Origin of the sequence: Gordonia sp. 135 (genome assembly GCF_009720185.1) — a bacterium.
GTDB classification, from domain to species: domain Bacteria; phylum Actinomycetota; class Actinomycetes; order Mycobacteriales; family Mycobacteriaceae; genus Gordonia; species Gordonia alkanivorans.
In genome coordinates this window covers 2887753-2901354 of the sequence record NZ_CP046257.1, presented here as the reverse complement: position 1 = coordinate 2901354, position 13602 = coordinate 2887753, and the positions used below count along the sequence as shown (strand labels likewise).

The following is a 13602-nucleotide window of genomic DNA, read 5'->3' as shown; positions in this document are numbered from 1 at the left end:
CGGCTGCCGAAAGGCAGCCGGGCTTCGTCGTGTTGCCTGGATCAGGCGTTCGCGAGCACCTCGGTGGTGGCGATGGCCTGGGCCACACCGGTCACGATCGAGGCGACCTTGAGGGCCTCGAAGATGGCCTCGCGGTCGACGCCGGCCTCACGCAGGGTGTTCTCGTGGGCGGCGACGCAGTGTCCGCAGCCGTTGATCGAGGACACGGCGAACGACCACAGCTCGAACGCGGCCTTGTCGACACCCGGGTTGCCGATGATGTTCATCCGCAGGCCGGGACGCAGGTCGTCGTACTTGCCGTCGAGGAAGCCGCGACCGCGGTAGAACACGTTGTTCATACCCATGATCGACGCGGCACCGAGTGCGGCGTTGTAGGCCTCGGCCGACAGGTTGTCAGCGGCCTCGTCGGCGATCTCGCTGAGCACCTTGGCGCTCTTGGTGGCAGCGGCGGTCGACAGCAGGGTTCCCCACAGCTGCTCCTCGTTCAGCGCGGTGGTGCGGCTGATCGAACCGAGGTTGAGCTTGAGGTCCTTCGCGTACTCCGGAAGGGCTTCCTTGAGATTGTCGATGCTCATCTTGATCTCCTTCTCTAGACGCCCGAGGACATGAGCTCGCCGGCGTCGATCGTCGGGTCACCCTTCTTCCAGTTGCAGGCGCACAGCTCGTCGGACTGCAGGGCGTCGAGGACGCGCAGCACCTCGTCGACGTTGCGGCCCACGGAACCGGCGGTGACCGACACGAACTGGATCTCGTTGTTCGGGTCGATGATGAAGGTGGCGCGATCGGCGACCCCGTCGGCGTTGAGAACGCCTGCAGCGGTGGCCAGCTCACGCTTCAGATCGCTCATCATCGGGAACGGCAGGGTCTTCAGGTCCTCGTGCTGTGCACGCCACTGGAAGTGGACGAACTCGTTGTCGACCGAGGCGCCGAGCACCTGGGTGTCACGATCGGCGAACTCGTCGTTCAGCTTGCCGAACGCGGCGATCTCGGTCGGGCACACGAAGGTGAAGTCCTTCGGCCAGAAGAAGACGACGCGCCACTGGCCGGGGTGGTCGTCGGAGGTGACGGTGGTGAAGTAGTCATCGGGCTGCTGGGCGTTGACCTTGCTGAGGTCGCCACCGATCACGGCGGTGAGGTTGTAGGCGGGGAACTGGTCACCGATGGTGAGCAGGGCCATGTATCGCTCCTTCAGCTGAGGGGGTGTACCGGAATTGCGCGCGAAAGACTTTCGCGACGTACGAGTACTATCGTGCCGGAAATTCGACAAAAGCGAAACGTGATTAGTAGCACTACACTGATAGCCATGCCCGATAAAACTTATCAGCCCACCATCGCCGGTCTGCGCGCGTTCGTGGCGCTCGCCCAGCGCAGACACTTCGGGTCCGCCGCCGCGGACCTGGGAGTGAGCCAGCCGTCGCTGTCGCAGGCCCTGTCGGCGCTCGAGACGGGTCTCGGGGTGACGCTCGTCGAACGGACGACGCGCCGGGTGCTGCTGACCCAGGACGGCGAGGAACTGCTGCCGCGGGCGATCGCGGCCGTGGACGCCGTCGACGAGTTCACCGCGGCGGCCGCGGGTGCCGGTCAGCCGCTGCACGGGGCGATCCGGCTGGGAGTCATCCCGACGGTCGCGCCCTACGTGCTGCCCGCGGTGCTGCGCGGACTCGCCGAGAGGCTTCCGGACCTGCGGCCCCGCGTCGTCGAGGAACAGACCGGGCGGCTCGTCGAACAGCTGCGGGGCGGCACGCTCGACGTGGCGCTCCTGGCGCTGCCGCTCGACGTGCCCGGAATCGCCGAGATACCGCTCTACCGTGAGGATTTCGTCCTCGCCCTGCCGGCCGGGCACGCTCTTGCCGGCAAACGACGGGTGGACCCGAGCGCATTGGCCGACCTGCCGTTGCTGCTGCTCGACGAGGGGCACTGCCTGCGGGACCAGGCGCTGGAGGTGTGTGCTCTCGCTGGGGTCCGGCCCGACCTGGGGCAGACGCGCGCGGCATCGCTGACGACGGCCGTGCACTGCGTCGTGGGCGGGCTCGGGGTGACCCTCATCCCGCAGACCGCGGTCGCGTCGGAGACGGCTTCGGGGGACCTGGCGATCGCCACCTTCGCCTCGCCGCGACCGGGGCGGCGGATCGGGGTCGTCTTCCGCCGGTCCGCACGCCACGACGACGCGTATCGACAGCTCGCGACGATCATCGGGGAGATCGTCGCCGACACCGGCGCCGTCACGCCGGTGTGAGGGTCAGACCTCCGCGGCCTGGGCGGCGAGTGCCTCCCACTCGTCGACGAGACTCGAGTCGACCTCGCGGACCATGGTGCCGAGATCGGCCACGATCTGTTCGATCTCCGGCGTCACCGCACTGGTCGGAACGCCCTGGCGGAGAACCCGATAGCAGTCGGACAGGTAGCGCAGCACCACGCCCTCGCTGCGGGCGAGACCGTAGGCGGAGATCAGCTCGGTGAAGGTCATCGCCTTCTCCAGCATCTCGCGGAGCACCGACTTCGGGTTGGGTGGGAACGACGCCACCCAGGGGTGACCGCGCCGGTAGATCTCGAAGGCGCCGAAGATCTCCTCGAAGAGCGGCTGCGGCCAGGTGATGTCCTCCAGCCGCGTCATCCGTTCCTCGTACTCGATGCCGTCGGCCTTCATCTCGGCGATCGCGGCGTCCCGGGCGACCTTGCGCTGGGCGAGCAGCAACGGTCGCGGGTTCTCCAGCGTCGACTCGAGAACGGAGATGACATCGAGGGCGTACGTGGAGGATTCGGGGTCGAGGATCTCGAACGTGGCCATCGCGAACGCGGACAGCGGGTTGGTCAGCGCGAAGTTCTCCGGCATGTCCACGCTGAGCGCGATGTGCCGGCCGGTCTCGTCCGGTTGGTCGAGCTGCACGACGATGCCGGCATCGCGCAGGCCGCGATAGAGCTCGATGGTGTGCTTGATGTGGCGCAGCTGCCGATCTCGCGGTTCGTGGTTGTCCTCGAGCAGGTGCCGGATGGCGGCGAAACAGTCGCCGGGACGGCCGAGGACCTCGAGCAGCATCGCGGTGGTCATCTGGAAGTGCGACCGCAGCGGCTCGTCGGGCGCGTCGATCAGCTGGGTGAAGGTCTTCTCTCCCCACGACACGAAACCCTCGGGAGGCTTGCGGCGCACCAGTTTCCGCAGCTTCTTCGGATCGTCGCCGGCCTTGGCGACGGCGCGGGCGTTCTCCACGTCGTGCTCGGGTGCCTGAGCCACGACGTACCCGACGGTGTCGAAGCCGGCGCGGCCGGCGCGGCCCGCGATCTGATGGAACTCCCGCGCCCGGAGGCGACGGACGCGGCGACCGTCGTACTTGCTCAACCCGGCGAACAGCACCGTGCGGATCGGCACGTTGATGCCCACGCCCAGCGTGTCGGTGCCGGCGATCACCTTCAGGAGTCCCTGCTGCGCAAGACGTTCGACGAGGCGACGGTAGCGGGGGAGCATCCCGGCGTGGTGGACGCCGACACCCGAACGCAGCAGCTTCGACAGGGTGTTGCCGAAGCCGGTGGAGAAGCGGAAGTCGCCGATCGCCTCGGCGATGGCGGCCTTCTCCTCCTTGTCGCAGATCTTGACGCTCAGGAGAGCCTGGGCGCGTTCGACCGCGGCGGCCTGGGTGAAGTGCACCACGTAGACCGGGGCGCGACCGCGGTCGACGAGATCGGCGATGGTCTCGTGGATCGGGGTCATCGCATAGTCGTGGACGAGCGGCACGGGCCGCTGGGCGCCGGTGACCTCGACCGTGTCGCGGCCGGTGCGGCGCGCGAGATCGTCGACGAAGAACGAGACGTCACCGAGCGTTGCCGACATCAGCAGGAACTGCGTGGAGGGCAGCTCGATGAGCGGGACCTGCCACGCCCAGCCGCGGTCGGGTTCGCCGTAGTAGTGGAACTCGTCGGCGACGAGCGTGCCGATGTCGCTGTCGCCACCGGCGGCGAGGGCCAGGTTCGCGACGATCTCGGCGGTGGCGCAGACGATCGGCGCATCCGGGTTGACCGACGCGTCACCGGTCAGCAGACCGACCTGGTCGGCGCCGAACATCCCGCACAGTTCGAAGAACTTCTCGCTGACGAGGGCCTTGATCGGCGCGGTGTAGAAGGCCCGCTCGCCCCGGCAGCGCGCGAAATACAGTGCGCCGGCGGCCACGAGCGACTTGCCCGAACCGGTCGGGGTCGCCAGGATGACGTGGCTGCCGGCGAGCAGCTCGAGCAGGGCCTCTTCCTGGTGTTCGTACAGGTCGAGGCCACGATCGGTCCACCACTGTGTGTAGGTGTCGAGCGCCTGGTCCTCATCGTCGACGGGCACCAGGGCCGTCGGGCTCGCGGTCAGATCGACGATCGCGGTCCCTCGTCTCCGGGCTCATCGTCCTTCGGGGTCTGCTCGGCTGCCTGCTCGGCGAGGAACCGTTCGAGTTCGGCGCCCAGTTCGTCGCCGCTGGGCAGCGACTCCTCGGCGGCGAGCAGCGACGCGCGCTCCTCGGCGGCCTGGGTGAAGGTGTCGTACTGCGTCTCCAATGCGGCGACGACCGACTCGATCTCGGAGTTGCCCTCGACCTCGGTGTCGACCTGGGCGCGCACCTTCTCGGCGGCGCTCTCGAGCGCGGCGAGCGGCAGGTCGAGACCGGCCAGTTCGGCGACCGCGGACAACAGTCGCGCAGAGGCCGCCGGGTAGTTGGTCTGCGCCAGGTAGTGCGGCACGTGGACCGACAGGCCGGAGGCCCGGTAGTCGTGCTCACCCATCCGCAGTTCGAGCAGCATCGAGGCGCTCGCGGGCAGCTTCATCGCCGAACCCCAGCGCGGGAGGTCGCCAAGGGCGTCGGGGTCGCTCCCGTGCGCGGTGATCGACGGCGGACGCGTGTGCGGCACGGCCATCGGGATGGCGTTGAGTCCGATCACATCGGTGACGCCCAGCCGGTCGGACAGGCGGCGCACCGCGTCGACGAACTGCTCCCAGCGCAGATCGGGTTCGGCGCCGGCCAGCAGCAGGAAGCCCTTCCCCGAGTTGTCGCGGATCGCGTGCAGGGTCAGCGCCGGCATCTCGACCTCCGTGAAGGTCTCACCGCTGAACGAGATCGTCGGGCGGCGGGAGCGGTAGTCCATCAGCTCGTCGGACGAGAACGTCGCGACCAGTTCCGACTCCAGGCTGTCCCGGAGGTGGGCGGCCGCGAGAGCGACGGCGTGGCCGGCGTCGGCGAACCCCTCGAGAGCATGGATCAGAACGGGGCCCGTGCCGTCGGCGCGGGTGACCTTCGGAGCGGGAAAGGCGAGTTCGTACAGCGCGTCGTTCCGCGCGGGTTGCTCGTCCACGTCATCCCTCCTTGTACGTGGCGGCCGTGGCACAGCACGGCCGGATTCTCGTCATATGTCTCATTGTCTCGCACCTCCGGTCGCGGTTGGGCACCGGCGTCCGGCGAGACACCGAATATGTAACGACATAGCCGCGCCAGGGATTCCCTCGTCGGGTGTGTCACCCGCACGGGCGGGCTCTCGCGGTGGCACAGTAGATCGCTGTGACCCCGGCAACCGCTGCACCCCGTACGTCCTCCGGACGCCGCCTGCCCGTGCTCGTGCTGGCCGCCGCCTGCGTCTTTTTCGCCGGTGGTGTCCTCTCGGCGTGTTCGATCGCGGGTGACGCCCAGTCGGCGAACCCGGACCTCTCGTCGAGGTCGGTGCTGGCCTCGGACTTCCCGGGTGGACCGGCGAGCCCGATCCCGCCCCAGGCGGTGGCCAACGCACTGGCCGACGTGACCGGCAGCCCGGCGCCGGGGCAGGGGGCCGACACCGAGGTCTCACCGGCCGACTGCGCACCTGCCCCGGTCTCCGCCGACGGCGCCGTCGCCTTCCTCGGCCCCGGCACCGCGGAACGCTCGACCCTGACCACCGTCGTCGCCCACGTCGACACCCCGCTCGCCGAGGTCGTGCAGCGCGCCGAGAGGCGCCCGGAACTGACAACGACCACCTTCGGGGCGTCGTCGACGGTGACCACCGAGGTCCTGCCCGCCCCGCCCGCACGGGACGGCGTCGAGACCGCGACCATCCGCCGCACCATCGTCACCGGCGGTGGTACCGCACCGGTCACCACCAGCTCGCTCGCATTGACAGGCCAGCGCGACGGGGTCCGTGTGTACGCCGAATATCGTTGGCCCGCAGCAGGTCCGGTGCCCGCCGAGGATTCGGCTGCGCTCGACGAGCTGTTCACCAAGGCGGTGTCGGCCGCCTTCGGCTGAGAAGACCACGGCCTGTGGACGGGCCGCCGCGGTTGTCCACAGGTCAGCCGGCGCGCCGTCGAGGCGCCCTCACGCGGCCGATGCTTCGTGCATGCCCGCCTTCGCGTCCTCCCGTTCCGTCCGTGACCCCATCGACCCGACGACGCTGCTGACGGCGATACCGGCGTTGCTCGGCTTCATCCCGGAACGCTCGATCATCGTGGTCGCCTTCGCGCCCGACCGGGGGATCTCGGCCACCATGCGCCACGATCTCGCCCTCGACGACGCCGGCGAACCGACATCCGAGCTGTCCACTGTGCTCGCGGGACTCGGGGCGATCACCCACTCCTACGGCGCCGACGAGGTGGTGGCGATCATCGCCGACAACCGCTATCCGGCCGACAGTCCTCGGTATCGACGGGTGCTCGCGATCGCCGACCGCCACTTCGACGCCATCGGGGGTGTCGCCGCCGGATTCGCTCTGTCCGCCTTCGATGCCGGGGCGGCGTGGTCGGTGATCTGGTGTCCCGACGGGCAAGCGTGGTCGGTCGACGTCCTCGACGACCGCGAGGGCGTCCTCGACGATCCGCAGACCTGTCCGACCGCCATCGCCGAGGCGGTGAAATCCGGCCGGCGCATCCTGCCGCGCCGGTCGGAGATGCGGGCCATGCTCGAACCGGTCGCCGGGGAGTGCAGCGCCGGACGGCCCTGCCCGGACTGCACCCGCGGCGTCGTTCCACTCGGGCGGGCGATGTCCGACGCGCAGCTGCTGGACCTCACGATCGGATCGGTCGCCGACGGCGGGGGACCGCTGGACTGCGCGGAGGTCGCCGTGCTGGAACAGGCCGTCCGACGACCTCAGGTCCGCGACGCCGCGCTGGCGCTCGCCGTCACCGACCTACGAGAAGACGCCGAATCGGTGTGGCGAGAACTCACACGCCGCCTGGCCGGACCCGGCCGTGCAGGAGCGGCCACCCTCCTGGCACATCTGCACTACATCGGCGGGGAAGGGGCGTACGCCGGAGTCGCACTCGACGTCGCCCTCGAAGCCGACCCGGACGCGAACCTGGCCCGACTCCTCGACACCGCCCTGCGGGCCGGCGTCCGGCCGACGATGCTGTGGGAGATGATCGACGGTTCCTACGGCACCGCCCGGGAACTCGGGGTCCAGATGCCAGAGATCACCCGGCGCGCCGCCGGGTGATCTCCGAGATTTTGTGGTGCCGGCCTCGTTGGGCCAGACCGCTGCCGCGTCAGACCTTCTCCACGACCTTCTCGACGAAGACCGAATGCGCCATGTCGGCGGAGAGCTCCAGGCCCTCGTGTCCGGGGGTGTTGATCGTGATGGTGCCGGCGACGTTGGTCACGGTCACGCGGGCGTTCGGAACCACGCCGGCCTCCCGCAGATGCGAGATGAGACCCACGTCGGACTGTGCGTGCTCGGACAGTCGCCGCACGATGACCGCCACGGTGTCGCCTGCGGGCAGATCCGCGATCCGGGTCGCACCGTCGTCGGTCGAGGACACCTCGACGCCGAGCAGATCCAGACCCGGGATCGGGTTGCCGTAGGGCGAGGTCGTCGGGTACTCGAGCACGGCGAGCAGACGACGCTCGACGTTCTCGCTCATCACGTGCTCCCAGCGGCAGGCCTCCTCGTGGACCTGGTCCCAGGGCATGCCGATGACGTCGACCAGGAGCCGCTCGGCCAGGCGGTGCTTGCGCATGACCGCGACGGCCAGCGACCGGCCGCGCTCGGTCAGTTCGAGATGGCGGTCGCCCGCGACGCGCAGAAGTCCGTCGCGTTCCATCCGGGCGACGGTCTGGGAGACGGTCGGGCCGCTTTGGTCCAGGCGCTCGGCGATACGCGCCCGCAGCGGCATGATCCCCTCTTCCTCGAGGTCGTAGATCGTCCGCAGATACATCTCGGTGGTGTCAACCAGATCGTTCACTGTGCCCAATCCCTTTCGTCCCCGCCAAGATTACCCTGTTCGCCCACGGTGACAGCCCTCTCACGAGGCCGCGGCACATGGCGACGACCCCGACCGTACCCACATGTGGTCGAACCGACATCGTCCAGCCGCCCGCCAGGTGAACCACTAGCCTGAACCTGTGACCGACACTTCCACGACGGCCGTCATCTGGAGCGAGGACTTCCTGTCCTACCGGTGGGCCCACACCCACCCGATGAATCCCGTGAGGCTCGCGCTGACGATGACCCTCGCCCAGAGCCTCGGGGTGCTCGACGACGTCGAGACGGTGCCGCCGCAGGCCATCGACGACGACGCCCTCACCGCGGTGCACACCCGCGACTACATCGACGCCGTCCGCGCGGTGGGTTCCGGCACCGCGTCGCTGTCGGGTCCGCTGCTCGAGCGGCTGTTCGGACTGGGCGACGCGGACAACCCGGTGTTCGCCGGGATGCACGAGGCCGCCCGGCTCCTCGTCGGCGGCACCCTCGCCGCCGCGCAGACCGTGGCGTCGGGTGCCGCGACCCGCGCGGTCAACATCGGCGGTGGCATGCACCACGCGATGAAGGCCCGGGCCGCCGGGTTCTGCATCTACAACGACTGCGCGATCGCGATCCGATACCTGCTGGACAAAGGCTTCGACCGGATCGCCTACATCGACGTCGACGCCCACCACGGCGACGGCGTCCAGGTGGAGTTCGCGGCGGACCCGCGCGTGATGACCGTCTCGCTGCACCAGCATCCCGCGACGCTGTGGCCGGGGACGGGCTGGCCGACCGAGGTCGGCGACGGCGACGCGCAGGGGAGTGCGGTCAACCTCGCGCTGATGCCCAACACCGAGGATCGCCTGTGGCTGCGGGCATTCCATGCCGTCGTGCCGTCACTGATCGCCGGGTTCAAACCGCAGATCATCGTCAGTCAGTGCGGCGCCGACAGTCATCGCGCCGATCCCCTCACCGACCTGTCGCTCACCGTCGAGGGGCAGCGCGCGGCGATGATCGCGATGCGTGATCTCGCCGACAAATACTGTGAGGGACGGTGGATCGCGGTCGGCGGTGGTGGCTACGGCGTCGTCAACGTGGTGCCGCGCAGCTGGACCCACCTGCTCGGCGTCGCTCTCGACCGGGAGATCGACCCGACCACGACCATCGACGAATCCTGGTGCGCCACAGCCGAACAGATCTCCACCCAGGTGCACTCCGACTATGCCCGGCCGCCGGTCGGGGTGATGGGCGACGGCGGCGACGTCGACTATCAGCCGTGGGACGGCGATGCGGGTCAGGAGCCATTCGAGGGGGTGAGTGCAACGGCACAGCGACAGACCGATCGCGCGATCCTGGCGACCCGCCGCGCGGTGTACCCTCTGCACGGTCTCGACCCGGAGGATCCCCGTGACTGATCAGGACGTGTCGTCCACCCCAGAGCAAACGCCGACCACGCCGGAAACACTGGCCGATCAGCCCGAACCCCGTGGCGCGTGGGACTATCCGCGACACTGGATCGCCGACGTGCTGGCCTCCGACGGCGGGGTCGTGCACCTGCGTCCGATCGTCCCCGACGACGCCGAGCGGATCGTCGCCTTCCATTCCAAGCTCTCCGAACGCACCCGCTACATGCGGTACTTCGGCCCGACACCGACGCTGCCGCCCCGCGAGGTCGCCCGGATGACGACCGTCGACCATCAGCAGCGCGTGGCGATCGTGGCGGTGCTCGGCGGCGAGATCATCGCCGTCGGCATCTACGAGGGACTCGCCTTCGACGGCAAGCCGGAATCGGCCGAGGTCGCCTTCGTCGTGGCCGACGAACACCAGGGCCGCGGTCTCGGACCGATCCTGCTCGAACACCTCGCGGGCGCCGCGGCCGAGAACGGTTTCACCCGCTTCGAGGCCGAGGTGCTCAGCGAGAACCCGAACATGGTCGCCGTGTTCCGCGACGCCGGCTACCAACTCGCCCGCAGCTTCGACGGCTCGACGGTGCACGTGGAGTTCCTGATCGACCCGACCGAGGCGCTCCTGTCGGTGCGCAACGCCCGCGAGAACGCGTCGGAGGCCCGCAGCGTCGCGAACCTGCTGCGCCCCACCTCGGTCGCGGTCATCGGTGCGTCGACCGATCCGAACAAGGTCGGCAACGCGTTGCTGGCCAACATCATCGCCGGCGGGTTCACCGGTCCGGTCTTCCCGGTGAACGGACCGGCCCGCGTCGAGGAGGAGCCCGGTAGCGACGCGCAGCGGCTCGGTCGCATGACGAGCCCGAGCCGGAAGCGAACCCGCGAACGGCCGCCGTCGGTCCGCGGCATCCGTGCCTACGAGACGGTGCGTGACATCCCGGACCCGGTGGATCTCGCGGTGGTCGCGGTCCCGGCGTCCCGGGTCGACGACGTCCTCGACGACTGTCTGGTGAAGGGTGTGCGGACGCTGGTCGTCGTGTCGGCGGGTTTCGGTGACTCCGGCGAGGAGGAGGGCCTCGAGAACGAGCGTCGCCTCGTCGCGCAGGTCCGCGAACACGGCATGCGGCTCGTCGGGCCGAACGCGCTCGGCGTGGCCAACAACGACGCCGGGATCGCGCTCAACGCCACACTTGCACCGCGGATCCCGGCTGCCGGCCGGGTCGGGTTCTTCTGCCAGTCCGGTGCGCTGGGCATCGCGATCCTCGACACCGCTGCCCGGCGGCAGATCGGGTTGTCGACCTTCGTCTCGGCGGGCAACCGTGCCGACGTCTCCGGCAACGACCTGCTGCAGTACTGGGACAGCGACGCCTCGACCGACGTGATCCTGCTCTACCTGGAGAGCTTCGGTAACCCGCGCAAGTTCTCGCGCATCTCGCGGCGGGTGTCGCGGGCCAAGCCGATCGTCGCGGTGAAGTCGGGCAGGGGAGCGATGAGCCCGGTCCGTGCGGCCCGGTCGACGGCCAACTTCGACGACCAGATCGCGCGCATGATGCTCGAACAGGCCGGTGTCATCCAGGTCGAGACGATCCCCGAGTTGTTCGACTGCGCGGCGTTGTTCGCCTATCAGCCGCTACCGCGCGGACCCCGCGTTCGGATCATCGGCAACTCGTCGGTGCTGGGCAGTCTCGCCGCCGACCAGGCACGCAACGGCGGCCTCGAGGTCGTCGACAACATCGACCTCGGTGCGGGGGCGTCGGAGGAACTGTTCGAAGATGCCGTCTCGGCGGCCATGACCGACACCGGCGTGGACGCGATCATCGTCGTCTTCGTGCCGCCGGTGGCGGTGGACGCCGACTGGCACGCCCGCGCACTGATGGCCGCGGCCAACACGCCGGGTGCCGATGGCGAGAAGCCGATCGTCACGACGTTCCTCGCCGTCGACGGCATCCCGCCGGGTCTCACCAAACCCGGCCCGAACGGTATGCCCGAACGCGGGTCCATCCCGTCATATGCCAGCCCGGAGCGCGCCGCGGCGTCATTGGCCCGTGCGTGGCAGTACGCGAAGTGGAAGTTGCGGCCGGAGTCGGCGATCCACCGGGCCGAGGGCACCGACCCCGAGGCGGCCCGTATGTACGTCCGCGAGGCGATGGACTCGGACGGGCAGTCGTCGGACCGTCTCCTCGGCCAGGTCGAGTCGGCGAGACTGCTGCGCTGGTACGGCGTCTCGGTCGTCCCGTTCCGTGAGGTCAGGACGATGCACGAGGCGTCGGCCGCAGCGCGGGAACTCGGCTTCCCGGTGGCGGTGAAGGCCACCTCGCCCAAGTGGCGGGGTCGTCTCGACCGTGAGGGTGCCCGGCTCGACCTGCCCGACGCGACGGCGGTCGTCAACGCGTTCGCCGAGCTGAGCGAACTCACCGGCGATCACGTCCTGCATGTCCAGAAGATGGCCCCGAAGGGCGTCGGCACGGTCATCCGCGTCCGCGACGACGAGTCGTTCGGGTCGGTGATCTCGTTCGGGTTGTCCGGGCGGACCTTCGACCTGCTCGGGGACCACGGCTACCGGGCGATCCCGCTCACCGAACCCGACGCCCGTGAACTGATCGACGAACCGCGTTCGGCGCCGCTCCTCTCCGGGTATCGAGGTGAGGAACCGGCCGACAAGGAGGCACTCGTCGACCTGTTGCTGCGGATCTCCACACTCGTCGACGACATCCCCGAGGTGCGCGACGTGCTCTGCGACCCGATCCTCGTGTCGGTCGAGGGCGCCTCGGTGCTCAACGCCCAGATACGAGTCGGCCCGGTGCCCGGAAGACGGGACACCGGACCGAGACGGCTCAGCTAGGAGACCGGAAGCGTCAGCTGGCGTAGGCGCGCAGGCGCTCGGCACGATCGCCGGCGCGCAGCTTGCCCATGACCTCGCGCTCGATCTGACGCACGCGCTCGCGCGACAGTCCGAACATGCGGCCGATCTGATCGAGGGTGCGCGGCTGGCCGTCGTCGAGGCCGTAGCGCATCCGGATGACCTGCTGCTCACGCTCGTCGAGGGTTGCGAGGACCGCCCGGATGTCGGAGTGCAGGAGACCGGCGATGACGGCGTTCTCGGCGGAGGTGGCCTCGGCGTCCTCGATGAAGTCGCCCAGCGGCGCCTCCTCGTCGCTACCGACCGGCATGTCGAGGCTCACCGGGTCGCGGCTGTGGTCGAGGAGGTCGGCGATCTTCTCGGCCGGGATGCCCGACTCGTTGGCCAGTTCCTCGTCGGTGGCCTCGCGGCCGAGCTGCTGGTGGAGCTCACGCTTGATGCGGGCGAGCTTGTTCACCTGCTCGACGAGATGGACGGGGAGCCGGATCGTGCGGCTCTGGTCGGCCATGCCGCGGGTGATGGCCTGACGAATCCACCATGTGGCGTACGTCGAGAACTTGAAGCCCTTGGCGTAGTCGAACTTCTCCATGGCGCGGATCAGACCCAGGTTGCCCTCCTGGATGAGATCCAGGAGCGGCATGCCGCGACCGGTGTAACGCTTGGCCAGCGAGACGACGAGACGGAGATTCGCCTCGAGCAGGTGGGCGCGTGCCGCCTCACCCTCGCGGACGATGGTCGCCAGGTCACGCTTCTTGGTGGCCGAGAGGCGCTTCTTGGTTGCCAGGACGTGCTTGGCGTAGAGGCCGGCCTCGATCTGCTTGGCGAGTTCGACCTCCTGCTCTGCGTTGAGGAGAGCGGTGCGTCCGATCCCGTTGAGGTAGACGCGGACGAGGTCCGCGGCCGGCGACTGGGCGTCGAGATCCTGCTCCGTCATCGCCGGGCGGGTGCCCGGGGCGGCGGGATCGGCGAAACCTGTGGTCGGGGTCGAACGTGCAACTGTCGAGCGTGACATGCGGCCTCCTGACTTGAATGCGTTCACTGGGTCCAACGTCCATGTGATGGCGATAGTTCCCGAAAGTCATTCGGCGCAAACCCGAAGGAGGCTTGGTGACCTGCGAAGACTTTCGCCGATTCGCAGGAGCGGCTGAGAAGTTGCTGAGATGTCGA

11 protein-coding genes are annotated in these 13602 nt (G+C 69.1%); 5 read left to right on the top strand and 6 right to left on the bottom strand.

The features are described 5' to 3' along the window. Nucleotides 1-41 precede the first annotated feature (41 nt). Both GKZ92_RS13065 and GKZ92_RS13060 read right to left on the bottom strand, forming a co-directional pair. Nucleotides 42-575 carry an alkyl hydroperoxide reductase gene (locus GKZ92_RS13065; protein ID WP_006359507.1) on the bottom strand — a complete coding sequence of 178 codons (534 nt, stop codon included), beginning with the start codon at nucleotides 573-575 and terminating at the stop codon, nucleotides 42-44. A gap of 14 nt (nucleotides 576-589) precedes the next feature. Then, nucleotides 590-1177 carry a peroxiredoxin gene (locus GKZ92_RS13060; RefSeq protein WP_006359506.1) on the bottom strand — a complete coding sequence of 196 codons (588 nt, stop codon included), beginning with the start codon at nucleotides 1175-1177 and terminating at the stop codon, nucleotides 590-592. A gap of 126 nt (nucleotides 1178-1303) precedes the next feature. Between GKZ92_RS13060 and GKZ92_RS13055 the strand changes: the two genes are divergently transcribed. Continuing rightward, the gene (locus GKZ92_RS13055; RefSeq protein ID WP_006359505.1) at nucleotides 1304-2236 is read left to right on the top strand and encodes a hydrogen peroxide-inducible genes activator; all 933 of its coding nucleotides are present in this window, start codon (nucleotides 1304-1306) and stop codon (nucleotides 2234-2236) included. A gap of 3 nt (nucleotides 2237-2239) precedes the next feature. On the opposite strand, the gene GKZ92_RS13050 is transcribed toward GKZ92_RS13055, so the two are convergent. Further along, on the bottom strand, nucleotides 2240-4321 hold the full coding sequence (locus GKZ92_RS13050) for a DEAD/DEAH box helicase (RefSeq protein WP_006359504.1): 2082 nt from the start codon (nucleotides 4319-4321) through the stop codon (nucleotides 2240-2242). A 20-nt stretch (nucleotides 4322-4341) separates the two neighbouring features. Then, entirely contained in the window at nucleotides 4342-5322 is a 981-nt protein-coding gene (locus GKZ92_RS13045) for a PAC2 family protein (protein WP_006359503.1), read from the bottom strand. A 254-nt stretch (nucleotides 5323-5576) separates the two neighbouring features. Here GKZ92_RS13045 and GKZ92_RS13040 point away from each other — a divergent pair, with 254 nt between their 5' ends. Both GKZ92_RS13040 and GKZ92_RS13035 read left to right on the top strand, forming a co-directional pair. Next, complete coding sequence (locus GKZ92_RS13040) at nucleotides 5577-6242, top strand: hypothetical protein (protein WP_155225714.1); 666 nt, start codon at nucleotides 5577-5579, stop codon at nucleotides 6240-6242. A gap of 91 nt (nucleotides 6243-6333) precedes the next feature. After that, on the top strand, nucleotides 6334-7425 hold the full coding sequence (locus tag GKZ92_RS13035) for a DUF4192 domain-containing protein (RefSeq protein WP_006359501.1): 1092 nt from the start codon (nucleotides 6334-6336) through the stop codon (nucleotides 7423-7425). Between the two features lie 49 nt (nucleotides 7426-7474). On the opposite strand, the gene GKZ92_RS13030 is transcribed toward GKZ92_RS13035, so the two are convergent. Next, nucleotides 7475-8170 carry a metal-dependent transcriptional regulator gene (locus GKZ92_RS13030; RefSeq protein WP_006359500.1) on the bottom strand — a complete coding sequence of 232 codons (696 nt, stop codon included), beginning with the start codon at nucleotides 8168-8170 and terminating at the stop codon, nucleotides 7475-7477. A 160-nt stretch (nucleotides 8171-8330) separates the two neighbouring features. Between GKZ92_RS13030 and GKZ92_RS13025 the strand changes: the two genes are divergently transcribed. Together GKZ92_RS13025 and GKZ92_RS13020 are read left to right on the top strand one after the other, a co-directional pair. After that, on the top strand, nucleotides 8331-9587 hold the full coding sequence (locus GKZ92_RS13025; RefSeq protein ID WP_006359499.1) for an acetoin utilization protein AcuC: 1257 nt from the start codon (nucleotides 8331-8333) through the stop codon (nucleotides 9585-9587). Next, on the top strand, nucleotides 9580-12417 hold the full coding sequence (locus GKZ92_RS13020) for a bifunctional acetate--CoA ligase family protein/GNAT family N-acetyltransferase (RefSeq protein ID WP_035754135.1): 2838 nt from the start codon (nucleotides 9580-9582) through the stop codon (nucleotides 12415-12417). The genes GKZ92_RS13025 and GKZ92_RS13020 overlap by 8 nt, the downstream gene beginning before the upstream one ends. Before the next feature lie 13 nt (nucleotides 12418-12430). Here the strand turns inward: GKZ92_RS13020 and GKZ92_RS13015 are convergent, their stop codons facing one another. Further along, the gene (locus GKZ92_RS13015) at nucleotides 12431-13369 is read right to left on the bottom strand and encodes a sigma-70 family RNA polymerase sigma factor (protein ID WP_174310882.1); all 939 of its coding nucleotides are present in this window, start codon (nucleotides 13367-13369) and stop codon (nucleotides 12431-12433) included. Between the last annotated feature and the right edge of the window lie 233 nt (nucleotides 13370-13602).